Annotated in this window: 15 protein-coding genes; 9 read left to right on the plus strand and 6 right to left on the minus strand. The window is 64.7% G+C overall.

What is annotated here, in order from left to right; genetic code table 11:
• Positions 1-3 precede the first annotated feature (3 nt).
• Positions 4-660, plus strand: coding sequence for an SOS response-associated peptidase (locus tag HALO32_RS11235; protein ID WP_151443968.1), 657 nt, complete (start codon positions 4-6; stop codon positions 658-660).
• 187 nt (positions 661-847) lie between these two features.
• Positions 848-4087: a type I restriction endonuclease subunit R gene (locus tag HALO32_RS11240; RefSeq protein WP_151443969.1), complete on the plus strand. Its 3240-nt coding sequence runs from the start codon at positions 848-850 to the stop codon at positions 4085-4087.
• A 103-nt stretch (positions 4088-4190) separates the two neighbouring features.
• Here the strand turns inward: HALO32_RS11240 and HALO32_RS11245 are convergent, their stop codons facing one another.
• Positions 4191-4880, minus strand: coding sequence for a pirin family protein (locus tag HALO32_RS11245; RefSeq protein ID WP_151443970.1), 690 nt, complete (start codon positions 4878-4880; stop codon positions 4191-4193).
• A 448-nt stretch (positions 4881-5328) separates the two neighbouring features.
• Here HALO32_RS11245 and HALO32_RS11250 point away from each other — a divergent pair, with 448 nt between their 5' ends.
• Positions 5329-5787, plus strand: a complete 459-nt coding sequence (locus tag HALO32_RS11250) for an SRPBCC family protein (protein ID WP_151443971.1) — start codon at positions 5329-5331, stop codon at positions 5785-5787.
• A gap of 33 nt (positions 5788-5820) precedes the next feature.
• The gene (locus HALO32_RS11255) at positions 5821-6276 is read left to right on the plus strand and encodes a PAS domain-containing protein (RefSeq protein ID WP_151443972.1); all 456 of its coding nucleotides are present in this window, start codon (positions 5821-5823) and stop codon (positions 6274-6276) included.
• Between the two features lie 313 nt (positions 6277-6589).
• On the opposite strand, the gene HALO32_RS17970 is transcribed toward HALO32_RS11255, so the two are convergent.
• The gene (locus HALO32_RS17970) at positions 6590-6757 is read right to left on the minus strand and encodes a hypothetical protein (RefSeq protein WP_192576490.1); all 168 of its coding nucleotides are present in this window, start codon (positions 6755-6757) and stop codon (positions 6590-6592) included.
• A 156-nt stretch (positions 6758-6913) separates the two neighbouring features.
• Between HALO32_RS17970 and HALO32_RS11260 the strand changes: the two genes are divergently transcribed.
• From HALO32_RS11260 to HALO32_RS11270, 3 genes are all read left to right on the plus strand, one after another.
• Positions 6914-7816, plus strand: a complete 903-nt coding sequence (locus HALO32_RS11260; RefSeq protein WP_151443973.1) for a LysR family transcriptional regulator — start codon at positions 6914-6916, stop codon at positions 7814-7816.
• A gap of 194 nt (positions 7817-8010) precedes the next feature.
• Positions 8011-8337, plus strand: a complete 327-nt coding sequence (locus tag HALO32_RS11265; protein WP_151443974.1) for a rhodanese-like domain-containing protein — start codon at positions 8011-8013, stop codon at positions 8335-8337.
• A gap of 362 nt (positions 8338-8699) precedes the next feature.
• The gene (locus HALO32_RS11270; protein ID WP_151443975.1) at positions 8700-9869 is read left to right on the plus strand and encodes an alpha-hydroxy acid oxidase; all 1170 of its coding nucleotides are present in this window, start codon (positions 8700-8702) and stop codon (positions 9867-9869) included.
• A gap of 40 nt (positions 9870-9909) precedes the next feature.
• On the opposite strand, the gene ggt is transcribed toward HALO32_RS11270, so the two are convergent.
• On the minus strand, positions 9910-11649 hold the full coding sequence (gene ggt, locus HALO32_RS11275) for a gamma-glutamyltransferase (RefSeq protein ID WP_151443976.1): 1740 nt from the start codon (positions 11647-11649) through the stop codon (positions 9910-9912).
• A 387-nt stretch (positions 11650-12036) separates the two neighbouring features.
• Here ggt and HALO32_RS11280 point away from each other — a divergent pair, with 387 nt between their 5' ends.
• Together HALO32_RS11280 and HALO32_RS11285 are read left to right on the plus strand one after the other, a co-directional pair.
• A complete protein-coding gene (locus HALO32_RS11280; protein WP_151443977.1) occupies positions 12037-12528 on the plus strand; it encodes a molybdopterin-dependent oxidoreductase in 492 nt (163 codons plus the stop codon).
• A complete protein-coding gene (locus HALO32_RS11285) occupies positions 12525-13745 on the plus strand; it encodes a GGDEF domain-containing protein (protein ID WP_151443978.1) in 1221 nt (406 codons plus the stop codon). The genes HALO32_RS11280 and HALO32_RS11285 overlap by 4 nt, the downstream gene beginning before the upstream one ends.
• A 98-nt stretch (positions 13746-13843) precedes the next feature.
• On the opposite strand, the gene HALO32_RS11290 is transcribed toward HALO32_RS11285, so the two are convergent.
• From HALO32_RS11290 to HALO32_RS11300, 3 genes are all read right to left on the minus strand, one after another.
• Positions 13844-15583, minus strand: coding sequence for an isocitrate/isopropylmalate family dehydrogenase (locus HALO32_RS11290; RefSeq protein WP_151443979.1), 1740 nt, complete (start codon positions 15581-15583; stop codon positions 13844-13846).
• A gap of 121 nt (positions 15584-15704) precedes the next feature.
• The gene (locus tag HALO32_RS11295; protein ID WP_151443980.1) at positions 15705-16958 is read right to left on the minus strand and encodes a threonine ammonia-lyase; all 1254 of its coding nucleotides are present in this window, start codon (positions 16956-16958) and stop codon (positions 15705-15707) included.
• Positions 16955-17575 (minus strand): gamma-glutamylcyclotransferase, encoded by a 621-nt coding sequence (locus HALO32_RS11300; protein WP_151443981.1) that lies wholly within the window; start codon positions 17573-17575, stop codon positions 16955-16957. The genes HALO32_RS11295 and HALO32_RS11300 overlap by 4 nt, the downstream gene beginning before the upstream one ends.
• Positions 17576-17613: the final 38 nt, after the last annotated feature.

A 17613-nucleotide genomic window follows, 5' to 3' on the forward strand; every position in this document is an offset into this window, starting at 1 on the left:
TTCATGTGCGGCCGCTTTGCCCTGTATAGCGACTTCCCCAGCCTGGCACGCTCTCTCAAGCTACCGCTGGCCGAGGGTGAGTTGCTACCACGCTACAACGTCGCGCCGGGCACCTGGATCACCGCGGTGCGCCGGCATGATGACAGCGCCCAACTGGCCCTCGATGCGCTGTGGTGGGGCTATCGGCCCCACTGGGCCGACGACAAGGCCCCACAGCCCATCAACGCCACCGTCGAGAAGGTCGCCACTTCTCCCTATTTTCGCGGCGCCTTTGCCCATCACCGCTGCCTGGTGCCGGCAGACGGCTGGTACGAGTGGCTAACCGTGGACGGTCGCAAGCAGCCCCACTACCTGACCCGCAGTGACGACGAGCCACTCTGGTTCGCCGGGATCTGGATGGAGCGCCCGGACGGCAAGCCCGGCTGCGCGATCCTCACCGAGCCTGCCCGCGGCGTCGCCCAGGCGATCCACTCGCGCATGCCGCTGATCCTGGATCAGCAGAGCCTTGAGCCCTGGCTCGATCCCGAGCTGACCGACCGCGAGACGATCCGCCAGCGGGTCCATCATCTCCCGCACGACCAGCTGACCCACTGGCCGGTGAGCACCCGTGTCAACAAGCCGGTGGAGGATGATCCGGCGATGATCGAGCCTGTCTCATAAGGCGCTCTTTTGAGGCTCTTGCTGCCGGTGGAGAGGGCACGGTTTAGACATAACCGTGAAATCAGCTTCTGCGGCCACTTTCGTCGCTCAATGTAAACCGGCGGGGGCGCCTCGGCCTAAGTCGCCTTCTCCTTGTATCCCCGAAGCGCTAGTCTGTTCAAAAGCCACGCCAAGCGCAGGGGATGATATGGCGGACAGCAGGGAAGCGCCGTTCCAGCAGGACATCATCGACGCCATGGTGGCCGGCGGCTGGAAGACCGGGCCGGCCAGCGGCTATGACCGCGGCAATGCGCTGTACACCGAGGATCTGCTCGCCTATGTGCAGGAGGCCCAGCCCGAGCGCTGGGCCAAGTTCTGCAAGGCCAATCCCCAGGCACCCGAGACGGTGTTCGTGCAGAAGCTGGTGCGCGAGCTGGACAAGGCGGGCACTCTGGAGGTGTTGCGCCATGGCCTCAAGGTGCCTGGCGTGTCGTTCGACCTGTGCAGCTTTCCGCCCGACCACGGCATGAACCCCGATGCCCTGGCCCGCTCCCGCGCCAACCGCCTGCGGGTCGTCCCGGAAGTGGCCTACTCGCCCCACGCGCGCGAGACGAGCACCGGCCAGCAGAGCTACAACCCGCGCCTCGACCTGGTGCTGTTCGTCAATGGCCTACCCACCGCCACCCTGGAGCTCAAGAGCGAGTTCAAGCAGTCGGTGGAGAATGCCAAGCGCCAGTATCGCCGTGACCGGCCGATCAAGGATCCCGTCACCCGCAAGCCCGAGCCGCTGCTGACCTTCAAGCGCGGCGCCCTGGTCCACTTCGCCGTCAGCCAGGAGCAGGTGGCCATGACCACCAAGCTGGCCGGGGAGGCGACCTTCTTCCTGCCCTTCAACCGCGGCACTGAGGAGGGCGGTGCCGGCAACCCGCCCGCAGCGGACGAGAACCGCTACGCCACCGCCTACCTGTGGGAGGAGGTCTTCGCCCCCAACGCCTGGTTGAAGGTCCTGGGCCGCTTCCTGCACCTGGAGAAGAAACCCTATGAGGACTTCCACGGCCGGCGCCAGACCAGGGAGACGTTGATCTTCCCGCGCTATCATCAGTGGGAGGTGGTCAACCGGCTGATCGAAGCGACGCGCGACGAGGGCCCGGGACGTCGTTACCTGGTGCAGCACAGCGCCGGTTCGGGCAAGTCCAACTCCATCGCCTGGGCGGCCCACCAGCTGGCCAACCTCTACGACGACGCCGGCCACAAGCGCTTCAACTCGGTGATCGTGGTCACCGACCGCACCGTGCTCGACAGCCAGCTGCAGGACACCATCTATCAGTTCGAGCATGCCCATGGCGTGGTGAAGCCCATCACCCGCGATGTCGGCAACCTGAGCAAGTCGGAGCAGCTCGCCGAGGCGCTGGCCACCAACACCCGCATCATCATCGTCACCATCCAGACCTTCCCGGCGCTGTTCGACGCCCTCGACAGGCGTCCGGCCCTGGCCGAGGGAAGCTATGCGGTGATCGCCGACGAGGCCCACTCCTCGCAGACGGGCAGCTCGGCCAGCAAGCTCAAGGCCCTGCTGGCCGCTGCGGGAGAAGTTCAGGGGAAAGATGACGCAAGCGAGGGCAGCGGCGAGCTGGAAGGGCGCGAGGGCAACGGCGAGCTTGAAGTGAGCGCCGAGGCCCTGATGGATGCCGCTGTGGCCGCCAGGCGGCCCAGCGAGCGGATCAGCTACTACGCCTTCACCGCCACGCCCAAGGCCAAGACCCTGGAGCTGTTCGGCCGGCCGCCGGATCCCTCGCTGCCGGCCAGTGCCGACAACCTGCCCGAGCCGTTCCATCTCTACTCCATGCGCCAGGCCATCGAGGAGGGGTTCATCCTCGACGTGCTGCAGAACTACGTCACCTACAGCACCGCCTGGAAGCTGGCCCATCCCGAGGGGGACGACGAGGAGGTCGAGTCCAAGAAGGCCTCCCGGACCCTGGCGCGCTGGGTGCGGCTGCACCCCTACAACATCAACCAGAAGGTCGAGGTGATCGTCGAGCACTTCCGCGCCAACGTGCGCCACCTGCTCGACGGCCAGGCCAAGGCCATGGTGGTCACCGCCAGCCGCCAGGAGGCGGTGCGCTACCAGTTGGCCATGAAGGCCTACATCGCCCGGCAGGGCTATGACGACGTTCACCCGCTGGTGGCCTTCTCCGGCACGGTGCCGCCCGACGAGGAGATCCCCGAGGAGGTGTCCGAGACCAGCACGATCCTCAACCCCGGCCTCAAGGGGCGGGACCTGGCCGACGCCTTCGATACCGGCGACTTCAACGTGATGATCGCCGCCAACAAGTTCCAGACCGGCTTCGACCAGCCCAAGCTGTGTGCCATGTACGTGGACAAGAAGCTGCAGGGCGTGGACTGCGTGCAAACCCTATCGCGGCTCAACCGCACCTTCCCCGGCAAGCAGACCTTCATCCTCGACTTCTTCAACGATCCCCAGGAGATCCTCGAGGCCTTCGCGCCCTACTACCGCAAGGCCGAGCTGGCCGACGTCTCCGACCCCCAGGTGGTCTTCGACCTGCAGCGCAGCCTCGACGCCAGCGGGATCTACTACCGCGAGGAGGTCGAGGGCTTCGCCAAGGCCTTCTTCGATCCCAAGGCGCCGTCTGCCAGCCTCAGCTACTACTGTCGTCCCGCCCAGGATCGCTTCCGGCACCGCTACCGGGCGATCCTCGAGCAGCTGCAGGTCTGGAAGGAGGAACGCCGCTGCGCCGAGCAGCAGGGCGACGACAAGGGCCTGAAACGCGCCGACCAGGAGCTGGAAGATGCCGGCAAGACCCGCGACGAGCTCGACCTGTTCCGCAAGAACCTGCAGAGCTTCGTGCGCGCCTACGAGTTCCTGTCGCAGATCGTCAGCTTCGATGACGTGGAACTCGAGCAACTCTGCGTGTTCGCGCGCCATCTCCACCCGCTGCTGCGCACGGACCGCCTGCAGGAAGAGGAGCCCATCGACGTCAGCGAACTGGCGCTGACCCACTACCGCCTCACCAAGCGGGCCGAGCAGCGCCTGCAGCTCGAGCAGGAGAGCGGCGACTACGGGCTCAAGCCGATCACCGAGGTGGGTTCGGGCAAGCCCTATGACCCCGAAAAGCAGCGCCTGGCCGAGATCATCGACAAGCTCAATGATCTCTACGGCGCCGAAGTCAGCGATGAGGACAAGCTGCACTTCGCCAACGGCATCGCCGACCGTATCGAACGCGACGAGGCGGTGATGACCCAGGTCCGCAACCACAGTGAAGGTCAGGTCATGCACGGCCTCTTTCCCAAGCGAGTCACCGACGCCGTGCTCGACGCCATGAGTGACCACGAGAAGCTCAGCATGCCGCTATTGGAGGATGAGGAGACTGGCAGGCAGTTTGCGTTGTTGATTCTGAAGTTGCTGGCGGGGCGGGAGGCTCGAGTTTAGGCAGTAGACGGATCATCGCCACCGGTTATGTGACAGACCGATAACCAGCGAACCATATAAAAAGCCGGGCATTTACCGCCCCCATTGTCACGCCGAATACCGGTCAGGCCAGGTCGAAGAGCAGGATCTCCGCGTCCTTTACGCCCACCGCCTCGATGGTCTCTCCTGGCTGGAAGGCAGCGGCATCGCCGGCCGAGAGTCGCCGACCGTTGATCTCCGCCTCGCCACGTACCACGTGCAGCCAGGCGTGGCGCACCGCAGGCGTTGGCGCTCGCTCTCCGGCATCGAACAGCCCGGCGTAGAGGTTGACGTCCTGGTTCACGCTCACCGAGCCGTCGCGCCCCTCCTGTGACACCACCAGCCGCCACTGCCCCTGGCGCTGCTCGGCGGGAAAGGCCTTCTGCTCGTAGTCGGGGGGGATACCCCGCTCTTTCGGCTCGATCCAGATCTGCAGGAAGTGCAACTCACGGTCGGGGTCGTTGTTGAACTCGCTGTGCCGCACGCCGGTGCCGGCCGACATGCGTTGCACATCGCCAGGGCGCATGATCGCGCCGTTGCCCATGCTGTCGCGGTGGGCCATCTCGCCTTCCAGCACGTAGGAGAGGATCTCCATGTCACGGTGGGGGTGGGTGCCGAAGCCTTGGCCGCCCTGAACGCGATCCTCGTTGATCACCCGCAGCTTGCGAAAGCCCATGTGGTCCGGGTCGAAGTAGTCGGCAAACGAAAAGGTGTGACGAGACTTCAGCCAGCCGTGATCGGCATAGCCGCGCTCGTTGGCGTGACGAATGATCATCGAAGTTTCCTCTATAGGGGGCAGCATGGCGGTGCTTTCAAGGTACCCCACCTTGATGGCACCAGCCACTGTCCCGCTGCGTCAACGACGCGCTTGAGTCCTGCGCGGCATTCATGCACGCCGCGAGACAGTCGTATCCAGGTCCGTTGATGCGGCGATGTCGAATCCGCCGCCCAGGGGGTGCGGGAGGGAACTCATCGTGTGCCTCGCTTTATGCCAGGTGAGTGACCGGGATGGGGAGGGCGAGCGCAGCCCCGTCCTCCGTGCAGGCACCTGACGGAGTGAACCGGCATGGGCTCGGGCAAATGATCCATGGAGCTTCACCGGGAAAATGCTGCTATCGTCAAGCCTGGTCGTGTTGGCAGCCAGGCTCGATGACGTGTCTCTTACGCCTATGCCCCCGCGTTGCGAACTCCCGTCACCCGTCTTCATGGGAATCGCTTGATCGATGGTTAAGTCCCAGTCCAGTACTCTGATTCGCTGCCCGGTGCCTGCTGTGTTCGGCTTCGTTGTGACCGATTTTGTCCGCAACTATCCGCGCTGGTCGCCCGAGGTCCAGCAACTGACGCCCCTGAGCAGCGGGCCACTGGCCGTCGGCTGGAAGGCCCGGCAGGTGCGAATCGATCAGGGGCGCCGCTCCGAGGCCGATTTCAAGGTCATCGCGCTCGAACCTCAGCGCCGTGTCTGTTTCAAGGGCATCAAAGATCCGTTCGAGATCAACTATTTCTTCGAACCGCAGCAGGGCCATACGCGACTGACCTTCAGCTTCGAACTGGCGAAGCTGAACTTTGCCATGCGCCCGTTCGAAAAGCTCATTCGCCTGGCGGTCAAGGACGGCACGGAGCGGGTCGTGCGCGACCTGCGCCTCCTGGCCGAGCGGGAACTCGGCCAGAAGCCGAAGGACTAATTCGTTTACCCAGCGCCCTTGGTTGGAGACATCATGCTATTCATTCCCGACAAAGACACCGGCATCATCCCGCATGTGCTGACGCAGATCCTGGATACCTGCGTGAACGGTGTGACCCTCTCCGACCCGGACCAGCCGGACTCTCCCATCGTCTATGCCAACAGTATCTTCGAGCAACTGACGGGCTACAGCCAGGAAGAGATCCTCGGGCGCAATTGCCGCTTCCTGCAGGGCGAGGATCGCGACCAGCCGGCGCTCGATGAGATTCGCGAGGCCCTGCGGGTGCACGAGCCGGTGGAGGTGACGCTGCGCAACTACCGCAAGGACGGCACGTTGTTTCACAACCGGCTGTCGATCCAGCCGCTGTGGGATGATTCGGGAAAGCTGATCTACTACCTCGGCGTGCAGTATGACGTCAGCGAACTCGTCAACGCCCGCATCGAGATCGCGCGTCTTGAAAACATCCTGAATGCGTCTTCAGCAACGTGAGCGATACCCTGTCGAGGCGCCCCTACCGTTCGTGATGCCCTCCCGTTCGCGATGCCCATGGGGCGAGGGCGAGCGAGTCGCGACCTCAACGTCCCTATTGAAGCGCGATGAATCAGGGTGACGCCCCCGGCGTCAGGGCCGAATCGTGCATGACCTCCTCAATCCCTTCCAGCCAGGTTCGCGTCAGCGACTGCCCCCAGGCACAGGTTGTGTCAGGGGGCTCGCTTGGTGCCTTTGTCGGCATCCTGGCGCCGGGGCGTTGGGTGGCTACCCAGATAGGCCGGTGGTGAATACCGGCGGTGACCCGCTTGCCTCAATGGGTACGCTGGTGGTTGCCTTGCCGCCAGGCTCGCAGCCGGTTCTCGATGGACGCCACCAGCCCGAGTGGCGGCATGGCGGGCATGCAGAACCTCGGCATGGCAGTGTGATCGGGGCGCTCTGCGGCGGTGTCGAGCTTGCGAGTCGGGTCGAGTTGACGCATGACGATGCCTCCTCTGGTCGGTCGCCGATTAAGGCGATCCATGGTTCGAGGTACGAGGATGTTGTCGTGACCTCATGAACAGCATGGTGCATGATATTCGTTGAATCCAACGAAAAGAATTACATTTACCATTAAGAAATTCTGAAAGGTGTTGCCATGTCGCGCTCTTCCTCGACGGCCCATGCCGGACCGCTGCCACTGCTGGATACCGAGGTGCTGCGTACCTTCGTGGCGATTGCCGAAAGCGGCAGCTTCACCCGTGCCGCGCAACAGGTGTCCCGCACTCCTTCGGCATTGAGCATGCAGATCAAGCGGCTGGAAGACACCGTGGAGCAGAGGCTGTTCGTGCGCGAGGCGCGCCAGGTGAGGCTGACTCCGGAAGGCGAGGTGTTGCTGGGCTATGCGCGGCGTCTGCTCAAACTCAACGAGGAGGCCGTGACGCGTTTCCTCTCTCCGCCGGTAGAGGGCACGGTGCGCTTCGGTACCCCTGACGACCTGGGCTCACGCATCCTGCCCGGGGTGCTGGCGCAGTTTGCGCGCACCCATCCGGCGGTGCAGGTCGATGTCGTTGTCGGCGGCAGCGTGGCCATGCAGCGCCGGCTGGAGGCTGGCGAACTCGACCTGATCCTGATGACCGCCGGTACCGCCGGCCAGGTGGCGTCGCAGGGCGAGATCGTGCATACCGAGCCACTGGTTTGGGCCGGTCGCGAAGGTGGCGTGGCGGCCTGGCGCTCCCCGCTGCCGGTGGCCCTGGCGGGGCAGGGCTGTCCCTGGCGTGACAGGGCGCTGGCCGGCCTCGATGATGTCGGCCGAGCCTACCGCATCGCCTACACCAGCGAGCACTGTGCTGGCCAGCAGGCTGCCATACTCGCCGACCTCGCCGTGGCGCCCTTTCCCCTGGGCCTGGTGAGGCCGCCGCTGCGCCAACTCTCGCGCGAGGTCGGGCTGCCGGCGCTCGGTGACTATCATGTCGTTCTGGTGCACCGGAGTGGCGCGGGAGAAGCCAGCGAGGAGCTGGCCGGCCATGTGGTCAAGGCATTTCGCGAGCTGCGCCGCTAGCGGGCCCGGGGGATGCCGGGCACCCGAGGCCATCCCTCAAGGATGGCGGCTGTCTCCGCCCGGGGTGCGATGCAGAAGCCTGGGTCGATGTCTTCCCGGAACAAAAAATCCTTGTAAAATAAAGAGTTGGCTTCTATCTTGAGGGGTAGAGAGAAGATGTGAATGCTGAATCCGCTACCGCAGAGGAGGTGGATATGAAAGCGATCACCCGCGACGAGCTCAAGATCATGAACGAGACCGAGCATGAAGATTTCGTGCTCATCAATGTGTTGCCACGGGAGGCCTTCAACGAGCAGCACATCCGTACGTCGATCAACATTCCGGTAAAGGATGAGCACTTCGTCGACAAGGTGGTTGACGTCGTCGGCAGCAAGGATCGCAAGGTCGTGGTCTACTGCGCCAATTTCGATTGCGACGCCTCTCCCAAGGCGGCCAGGAAGCTCGAGGAAGCCGGCTTCACTCAGGTATACGACTATGAAGGCGGCACCCAGGACTGGTTCGAGCAGCGCGACGCGGCCTGACCGATCCGGATGACGGCACACGCTACGGGCGGCTCTTGTGAGCCGCCCGTTTCGTCTCTCAGCACTGTGCCGGGAAGCGTTTGCCAGCTGTGCCTCCCGTTGAGCGCCCGTGTGGTATATGTCCATGGCCATGGGCCGGCTACGCCCCTGCAAATGTCGTCCATTCTGACAGATCAACGCGCGGAGGGTGGTGGCTCGGCGGCTTCTCGCGGCGGAATGCGCCGCAGGTGCTACAGTGATCCGACTCGTGTCTTGGACACACGCCGCGCCGGCGGGCCTGCAGGGGCGCTCGTCAGATCGGAACTCGTCGGCACCCGTGGCGAATCGACCGCGACGGGAATCCCCTTTGTTCAGGAGAGCACATGCCTGTCTATACCAATATTGAAGATCTGCGACGTCACTATGTGCGTCGCACCCCGAAGATGTTCTACGACTACGCCGAATCCGGCAGCTGGACGGAGCAGACGTTTCGCGAAAACAGCAGCGACTTCCAGCACATCCATCTCAAGCAGCGGGTGGCCGTCGACATGGCCGGACGCACCACGCGCAGCCAGATGATCGGCGAGGAGGTGGCCATGCCGGTGGCGCTGGCACCGGTGGGGCTGACGGGCATGCAGTCGGCTGACGGTGAGATCAAGGCGGCGCGGGCGGCCGAGGCGTTCGGTGTGCCGTTCACGCTCTCGACCATGTCGATCTGCTCGATCGAGGATGTGGCCGAGCACACCACCAAGCCGTTCTGGTTTCAGGTCTACACCCTCAAGGACGACGACTTCATGCGTCGCCTGTTCGAGCGGGCCAAGGCCGCCCAGTGTTCCGCGGTTGTCGTCACGGTCGATCTGCAGGTGCTGGGCCAACGCCACAAGGACATCAAGAATGGGCTATCGGCGCCGCCCAAGCTGACCGCCCGCTCGATCGCCAACATGGCCACCAAGATCCCCTGGGGGCTGGAGATGCTGGGCACCAAGCGCCGCTCCTTCGGCAATATCGTCGGCCATGCCCAAGGGGTGACGGACCCGTCGTCGCTCTCCACCTGGACGGCGGAAGCGTTTGATGTGTCGCTGAATTGGGAGCGTATCGCCCAGTTCAAGAAATGGTGGGGCGGAAAGCTGATCGTCAAGGGCATCATGACGCCGGAGGATGCGCGGCGCGCGGTGGAGGTCGGGGTCGATGCGATCATCGTCTCCAACCACGGCGGGCGCCAGCTGGACGGGGCCGTCAGCTCCATCCGCATGCTGCCATCGATCATCGAGGCGGTGGGCGACCAGGTGGAGGTCCACTTCGATTCGGGCATTCGCTCCGGCCAGGATGCGCTGAAGGCGCTGGCGCTGGGAGCCAAGGGCACCTATATCGGCCGCGCCTTCACCTACGGCCTGGGTGCCGCCGGAGAGGCAGGCGTGACAAAGGCCCTGGAGATCATCCACAAGGAGCTGGATACGACCATGGCCCTGTGCGGCGAGACCGACGTCAAGAACCTCGGGACGCACAACCTCTATGTGCCGCAGGGCTTTGCCGATCCCACCGTCAAGCTCTGAGCGTGCCCGTGCCTGGCGAACCAGGCACGGGCATGAGGGCTTACAAGCCCATGGCGGAGGAGGTCGAGCGGCGCGGGTCGGCGCCGCCGTAGAACATGCCGTCCCGGATCGTGATCGACTGGGCGGCCCCCATGGCAGATTGGAGGTTGATGGTATGGCCGCGCTCCTCGAGCAACTCGAGCGTATCGGGGCTGAAGCCGGCCTCGACGCGAATCTCGTCGGGCAACCACTGATGGTGCATGCGGGGCGCGCTGACCGCGGACTGGATGTTCATGTCGTGGTCGATGACATTCATCAGCACCTGCAGGGTGGTGGTGATGATGCGCGAGCCGCCGGGGCTGCCGGTGATAAGGAAATTCTTGCCGTCACGCTTGACGATGGTGGGGGTCATTGACGAGAGCATGCGCTTGCCGGGTTCGACCTTGTTGGCTTCACCCCCGATCAAGCCATAGGCGTTGGGCACCCCGGGCTTGGCGGAAAAGTCATCCATCTCGTTGTTGAGCAGGAAGCCGGCGCCGTCGACCACGATGCCGGAGCCATAGCTGAAGTTGATGGTGTAGGTGTTGGAGACCGCCAGGCCGTTTCCGTCGGCGATGGAGAAGTGGGTGGTCTCGTTGGACTCATAGTCAAAGGGGTTGCCGGGCGCAATCTCGCTGCTGGGCGTGGCCTGGTCACCGATCTGGCCGCGCAGCTCCGCGGCATACGCCTTGGATGTGAGGCCATCGAGGGGGACGTCGACAAAATCGGTATCGCCGAGGAACTCCGAGCGGTCGGCGTAGGCACGCTTCATCGCCTCGGCCATCAGATGCATGCTTTCCGCGGAGCCGAAGCCCAGTTCACTGATGGGATACTCCTCGAGGATGTTGAGCATCTGCACGATATGCACGCCGCCGGAAGAGGGCGGACTCATCGCATAGATATCGTGGCCCCGGTAGGTGCCGTGACTCGGTTCGCGGATCGCCGGTTCATAGTTCGCCATGTCCTCCATGCTGATCAGGCCGTCGTGACGCTGCATTTCGGCAACGATCATCTCCGCCGTCTCGCCTTCGTAGAACTCGCGCGCCCCCAGCGCGGCGATACGTTTGAGGGTGGCGGCGAGATCCGGCTGGCGGTAGACCTCGCCCACCTCATAGGCACTGCCATCCTCCTTGAAGAACTTGGCCATGCTGGCATCCCAGGCCTCGAAACGCTCTCGGGTGTCCCGCAGGCCCTGGACGAAGCGCGCAGGCACCGCGAAGCCGTCTTCGGCCAGGCGAATGGCGGGCGCCAGGGCGTCGGCCAGGCTCATGGTGCCGTATTGCTCCAGCGCCAGGGCCAAGCCGGCGACGGTACCCGGTACGCCCGCGGCGAGATGGGTAAAGCGGGAGCGCTGGGGCACGGCATCGCCGCTCTCGTCCTGGAACATGGTCTCGAAGGCGGCGGCAGGCGCGGTCTCGCGGTAGTCGATGGCGATGACGTCGCCGCTGTTCTCATCGGAGATCAGCATGAAGCCGCCGCCGCCGATATTGCCCGAGCGCGGCTGGGTCACCGCCAGGGCGAAACCGGCCACCACGGCGGCATCCACCGCATTGCCGCCATCGGCGAGCACGTCTCGAGCCACCTCCGAGGCAAGAAAATGGCTAGTGGCGACCATGCCACGAGCGCTCTCCTGGGGATGAAAACGCTCGCCCTCGAGGATGGCCTGCTGGGCGAACAGGGTGGGCGTCATCAGTAGGCCGCCGATGACCAGGCCGGCGGCTAGCGCTTGTCGGGCGTGTCGGGTATCAAATGCTGTCGTCATGTTGTTAGTCCTTTCTTGTTGTGCAGGAGGAGGGGCTGAGTAAGGGCCCGTCGTCCCGAATGGGGCACGAGGCGGCGGTGAGCGGGATGCTTGCCCACGCCTTCACCTTAGCAAGCGGGGGATTTACTGCCAGCTTGGCCAGAGGCCGAGCCGGGCCGCTAACGTAAGCGGCTGTACCCTCCTGAATCTTGTTGCCAGACGTCGCGTGCTCCTGAGGTATCCAAAATGCCGGGTTGGCGCTACGTTGGTGGTGCTAATGTCGCAAAAAGTGGACACTGGTGAAGACGATTCGTGTTGGTCACGCCAAACGCGTCTCGCGCTATTGGCCGGGCGAGTCGCCTGACATTGCTGTCACCCCATTTTGTCTATCCCGATAGGGGAGTTTCCATGCGTATCAGTGCCCTCCCTCTTTACGCCAGCTTCCTGGTTGGCTGGTTTCTCCTGCTGTCCGTTGCCGGCAGTGCCTTGGCCGACGCTTCCTCACCGGTGCTGACCCTGACAGAGGGCACCGAGTCCCGTGAACTCACCCTCGAACAGATCGAGGAGCCGGGCCTTCATGAGGTGGACATGCACCATCCGGAAGGCCTCGAGGGCACCTTTGCGGGCGTCTGGCTGAACGACTTCCTCGCCGCCCAGGGCCTCGAGGAGGCGCGTCGCGTCAGGTTCCTCGCTCTCGACGGCTACACCAGCTTCCTGACACCGGCCCAGCGTCAGGAGAAACGCTATCTGCTGGCCACGCGGTTCGATGGCGAGCCCCTCAGTGAAGATATGCTGGGGCCCTTGATGCTGATCGTGCCCGAGGACGCCGCCGCCGCGCTGGAGGGCCGTGTTTCGACGGCACGCTGGATCTGGTCGATCCAGGAGATCAGTACCCGATGAAACCGGGCTCGAGCCGTGGCCTGGGGATGCGCCTGGTCGTGGTGTTCAGCCTGATTGCCACCCTCTGTGCCCTGGCCTTCGGCTACTACGTCTCTCAGGCACGTCAGCATGTCGGGGCCGATTACACGGCGCTGGTCACCGACGTGGTGAGGGCCCAGCAGGACCCCGCAGCACTGCGCATGGGACTGGACAGCATGATCGACCACTCGGACCGGATGCATCTGGAACAGGTCCATGACGTCTTGTGGCGGATTCCTCGCCGTATCGAGAGTGTCAAGCGGCAGCTTCGCGGCAGCGAACTCGTGCCGGCCAGCTATGAACAGCTGTTCGAAGAGCTCTCCTATGTGGAGTCGCGGCTACCTGCGTTGGAGACCGCTGTCGATCGCGTTCCCGAGGAGGGGCTCGACGAGGCGGACGGCGAGGCCATCCTGGCGTTAGGCATGGAGATCGAGGAGGGCCTGGCCTGGGCCTACAGCGAGCTGAACGAACAGCTCCACCAGGCCTCGGCCGAACAGCGCGTGTTGATGGGGCGGCTGACCCTTGCCGTGGCCTTGCTGCTCCTGATGCTCCTGCTGGCGGTCGGCGCCGTGATGCTGATGCTGCTTCGTCTGCATCGTCAGCGGGAGACCATGCGCCTGCAGAGCCGGACCGACGAGCTGACCAGCCTCAGCAACCGCCGCTGGCTGCGGGAAACCGCTGAGCAGGCGTTCGAGTGGCGTCGACGCCACGGTACGCCTCTGAGCCTGATGCTGCTGGACCTCGATCACTTCAAGCGGATCAACGATGACTTCGGCCACCCGCTTGGCGACGCTGTCCTGGTGACCTTTTCCCGCACGCTGGAACGGCATGTACGGCGGGTCGACACGGTGGCGCGAATGGGCGGTGAAGAGTTCGCGATCCTGATGCCCGACAGCGACCTGGCGGGGGCCGAGGCCCTGGCCGGACGAATCCTGCGCGCGACCCGAGCGATGCCGTTACCCGGTCCGGCGGCCCACCGCCGGCTGACGGTGAGTATCGGAGTGGTCGAGGTAGGTGATGAGATGGGCTTCGATCGGCTCTACAGTCGTGCTGATCAACTGCTCTACCGGGCCAAGGAGAGCGGGCGCGACCGGGTGGTGACCGAACGTGATCAAGTCTCGGCAGCCCCTGACACCGACGGGGCGGACCGACATGATGGCATGGGCATCACTCAGCAACCTTGGGCGGGAGGCTCATGACGATGTTGCAGAACGGAAGCATGCGCTGAGCCTTGCCTGTCTCGTGATACACATTCGGCGGCCTCGGCCAGGCAAGGCGCGAGGCCGCTGTCGTGGCGTCAAGCCTGCAGGCGGCTTGCCACGGCGTCGAGGAAGCCTTGCATGTCGACGATGGTTTCCGCCGCGGGGTCGGTGGTCTTGCCCTTGAGATCGCCGGTGATGATGCCGTCGGCCACGGTATCGATCAGCGCGGCCTTGAGGCGCGTGGCGTAATCGATCAGGGCCGCGTTGCTCTCGCGCTCGCCGAGCGTTTCCAGGGCATTGGCCACGGCGAAGATCAGCGCCGAAGAGTTGAAATGCGCCTCCTTGCCGTCGCTCTCCAGGTACCTCAGGTAGAGGTCGTGGGCGGTGCCGTGGGGTGCCTCGAAGAGCATGGTGCCGCTTTTGCTCTCGATGATCGAGCTGGCGGTGGCCAGGCTGCCGCCGAGCGCCGCGGAGATATCCGAGAAGATGTCACCGTCGAGGTTCTGCGCCGGGTAGAGGGCGTTGCGCGGCGGATCGGTGATCATCTTGATGAGCTGGCTGGAGGGCCGCATGATCATGAACGACGGCGGCGGGGTGTCGGCCTGTGCGAGTTCCTTGCGCACGTCGGTGATCACGGTGCTGAACACCTCGTCGTAGTTCATGTATTCGCGCTTGAGACCGAAGTAGACCTCCTTGTCCTTGCGCGACGCGTCACGGAACACCTGGGTGATCCAGTCCTTGATCGCCTCATGGTCGTTGGACATCAGCAGGATGGGGTCGCCTCGCTTGACGTGGCGGGCATGCTTCTCGTCGCCATCGACGATGACCTTGAGGATGCCGTCTTCCGCGGCGGGGGCGTTGTAGCTGCCGTACTGATCGCCGCCGCCGGCACTCATCCGCGACAGCGAGACGTGCGCCTTGCGGGTGGGGATGCCGTGTTGCTTGAGCTGTTCGACCAGCTTGTAGAGCTTGCGACCGGTGGTGTTATCCGGCACGCCCCACAGCGCCCGCTCCGGCGGGTTGGCGACGATGCGCGCCGCCTGGGCGTCGATCAGCTCGTAGTGGTAGCTGAGCCCCAGCTTCTCGACCTGGGTGCGGTAGTGGCTCTCATAGATGCCTTCAATGGCGGCACGCATCACGCCGTCGTAGCCGGCGATCACGGTGTCCTTGAGGCCCAGGTAGATGTCGCGCTTCTCGTCGATGGCGCGCTGGAAGAAGCGGTGTGCCCAGGCCTTGATCTCGTCGATGTCGTTGGTGGCGAGCAGCCAGGGGTCGCCCTTCTTGACCTCGCGGCGGTGCAGCTCTATCGGATCGCCGCTGGCGCCGACGAACATCAGCTTGACGATGCCGGTAGCACGGGAGAGCTCGTTGAAGCTGTCCTTGCTGCCGCCGACCTCCATGGTGTCGACCTCGATGTCGCGGCCGACCCATTCCGGCTTGATGAACTGCAGGTTGCGAAACTGGATATCTTCGCGGGTGATGTTGCCGCCGATGCCCTTGCGGATGGCGCCGTTGGGCGACTTGGTGGCCAAGGGATGCAGGGTGGTGCCGTCGAGCTCGGGGTGAGCGGACAGCAGCTCACCCAGCTGGGTGCGGTTGACCGTCATCCCTGCATTCTTTACCCCCACGCCATAGCGCTTGAGCGCCTCGATGGCATCGATCACCGCCTGGCCGTTGGTGACCAGGCGATTCTCCGCCGTCAGGTCGACCTCCACCAGCTCGATGTCCAGCGGCGAGGTCACGAAGGTGTCGAGGATTCTCTCGAAGGCCACCTGCGCCATCTCGTCGCCGTGCAGGATGACCAGGGGGGCTTTCACGTTGATCTTGCTGCTCATCACTTTTCCCTTGTTGAGACGATGGAAACCGCTGCGATGTTGGAATGCGCATAGGGTACGCCGGCCGTCAACCGTTCGCCAGGCGCTCGGGTCATCGTTCGCCGGGCCAGCAGGGCGTGAGTCAATGCCCTTCAGGGTCGGTGGCCCAGCGCTCGTCCGGGTGAACCTCGTTGGCGGGGAGTACCGGGTCGTAGCCTTCGGCGCGCAGTGCGGCGATCACCTCGCGGGTATGGTCACTGCCCAGGGTCTCGAGAGTGGCCTCGACCTCGGTGGCGCGCAGCGAGAGGTCGGTGAAGGTGCGCTGGTGGGCGATCTGGATGACGTTGGCGCGCTGCTCGGCGAGCAGGCGGGTGAGCTCGGCGAGCGAGCCGGGAACGTCGGAGATGCCGACCCGCACCCGCACGATGCGCCCGGTACGTACCAGGCCGCGCTGGATCACCGAGGAGAGCGCCAGCATGTCGATGTTGCCGCCGCACAGCACCAGTCCCACCTTGCGGCCGCGATAGCGCGCGGGGTCGGTGAGCAGGGCGGCAAGGCCCGCGGCACCGGCGCCTTCGGCGACGCTCTTCTCGATTTCCAGCAGCATCAGGATGGCGCGTTCGATCTCGGGCTCGTCCACCAGCACGATGTCGCTGACCAGTTCGCGCACGATCTCCCGGGTCAGTGCGCCGGGCTGTTTCACGGCGATGCCTTCGGCCAGGCTTGCCAGGCCACAGTGGATCGTCTCGTTGGCCAGTGCCTGCTGCATGGCCGGGAAGCGGCAGGTCTGCACGCCGATAATCTCGATATCGGGCTTCAGCGCCTTGGCTGCCACGGCATTGCCGCTTATCAGCCCGCCGCCGCCGATGGGGATCACCAGGCAGTCGAGGTCGGGAACCTCCTCGAGCATCTCCGGGGCGATGGTGCCCTGGCCGGCGATGATCCGTTCATCGTCGTAAGGGTGAACGAAGACCAGGTGGCGCTCTTCGGCTAGGCGCCGGGCATAGGCCCCGGCTTCGTCGACACCGTTACCCTCCAGGTGCACCTCAGCCCCGAAGTTGCGGGTGTTGCGCACCTTGAGATTGGGGGTGTGACGAGGCATGACGATAGTGGCGTGGATGCCCAGCCGAGTGGCGTGATAGGCCACCGCCTGGGCGTGGTTGCCCGCCGACATGGCGATCACGCCTCGGGCGCGCTCCTCGGGGCTTAACGAGAGCAGGTGGTTCAGGGCGCCGCGCTCCTTGAAGGAGGCGGTGAACTGGTGGTTCTCGAACTTGATGTACACCTCGCAGCCGGTGAGCTGCGAGAGGGTGGTGGAGTGCAGGCAGGCGGTGCGCTCCACGTTCCCCTGGAGTCGTGCGGCGGCCTGCTGGACGTCGTCGAGGGTCACGCTCATGGGAGGGTCGTCTCCGTGGGTGGGCTCTTGTCGGGGCAGCGAGCGCCTGCCGGGTGGGGCAGACGCGCTGCCAGGGCGAACACGTGGGGGTCGTCCACGCCGAGTTCGCGCAGCGCCTGGGCCAGGTTGACCAGGTAATCGCGGTTGGGGCCGCTGGGGCCGTGGGCCATGGCGACCTGCTCGGCGATGGCGTCGAGCGGGGCCTCGCCGAGAAAGGCGGCATTGTCCTCGGTGGCAAGATACACCAGCCCCTCGGCGCTGGTCGGCGAGGCATCGTCGCCGAAGTGCAGTCGGGTGACCTCACGCAGGTAGCCGTTCTTCTCGCGGACATCGAGCGGGCCGAGCACCTCGGGGGTGATGCGGTAGGCCATGCCATGGCAGGTCGCACCGGGCTGGCGCACCAGCGTGACCACGCGGCCCGGTGCCTCGGGGGTGCCGCGGTGGTCGTGGGAGCCTTGCCAGAAGCGGCGCACCCAGCCATGGATATATGCCGGGCGTCGCTCGAGGAAGGGGAAATCGGCCTTCCAGATCAGCGAGCCGTAGCCGAACAGCCAGATCTCGTCGTGGCCGTCGAAGTGGGTCATCTGTTGGTTGCGGTGGGTCGTGTCGAGTGTCATCCCTGAATGATGCGTCGGCTGATGACGAATGTCGACGT

The organism is Halomonas lysinitropha (genome assembly GCF_902500215.1).
Taxonomy (GTDB): Bacteria; Pseudomonadota; Gammaproteobacteria; order Pseudomonadales; family Halomonadaceae; genus Halomonas; species Halomonas lysinitropha.

Bases quoted from the DNA above. Each gene is read 5' to 3' on its own strand.
- HALO32_RS11235 (WP_151443968.1), top strand. From the start codon at position 4: ATGTGCGGCCGCTTTGCCCTGTATAGCGACTTCCCCAGCCTGGCACGC.
- HALO32_RS11240 (WP_151443969.1), top strand. From the start codon at position 848: ATGGCGGACAGCAGGGAAGCGCCGTTCCAGCAGGACATCATCGACGCC.
- HALO32_RS11245 (WP_151443970.1), bottom strand. From the start codon at position 4,880: ATGATCATTCGTCACGCCAACGAGCGCGGCTATGCCGATCACGGCTGG.
- HALO32_RS11250 (WP_151443971.1), top strand. From the start codon at position 5,329: ATGGTTAAGTCCCAGTCCAGTACTCTGATTCGCTGCCCGGTGCCTGCT.
- HALO32_RS11255 (WP_151443972.1), top strand. From the start codon at position 5,821: ATGCTATTCATTCCCGACAAAGACACCGGCATCATCCCGCATGTGCTG.
- HALO32_RS17970 (WP_192576490.1), bottom strand. From the start codon at position 6,757: ATGCGTCAACTCGACCCGACTCGCAAGCTCGACACCGCCGCAGAGCGC.
- HALO32_RS11260 (WP_151443973.1), top strand. From the start codon at position 6,914: ATGTCGCGCTCTTCCTCGACGGCCCATGCCGGACCGCTGCCACTGCTG.
- HALO32_RS11265 (WP_151443974.1), top strand. From the start codon at position 8,011: ATGAAAGCGATCACCCGCGACGAGCTCAAGATCATGAACGAGACCGAG.
- HALO32_RS11270 (WP_151443975.1), top strand. From the start codon at position 8,700: ATGCCTGTCTATACCAATATTGAAGATCTGCGACGTCACTATGTGCGT.
- ggt (WP_151443976.1), bottom strand. From the start codon at position 11,649: ATGACGACAGCATTTGATACCCGACACGCCCGACAAGCGCTAGCCGCC.
- HALO32_RS11280 (WP_151443977.1), top strand. From the start codon at position 12,037: ATGCGTATCAGTGCCCTCCCTCTTTACGCCAGCTTCCTGGTTGGCTGG.
- HALO32_RS11285 (WP_151443978.1), top strand. From the start codon at position 12,525: ATGAAACCGGGCTCGAGCCGTGGCCTGGGGATGCGCCTGGTCGTGGTG.
- HALO32_RS11290 (WP_151443979.1), bottom strand. From the start codon at position 15,583: ATGAGCAGCAAGATCAACGTGAAAGCCCCCCTGGTCATCCTGCACGGC.
- HALO32_RS11295 (WP_151443980.1), bottom strand. From the start codon at position 16,958: ATGAGCGTGACCCTCGACGACGTCCAGCAGGCCGCCGCACGACTCCAG.
- HALO32_RS11300 (WP_151443981.1), bottom strand. From the start codon at position 17,575: ATGACACTCGACACGACCCACCGCAACCAACAGATGACCCACTTCGAC.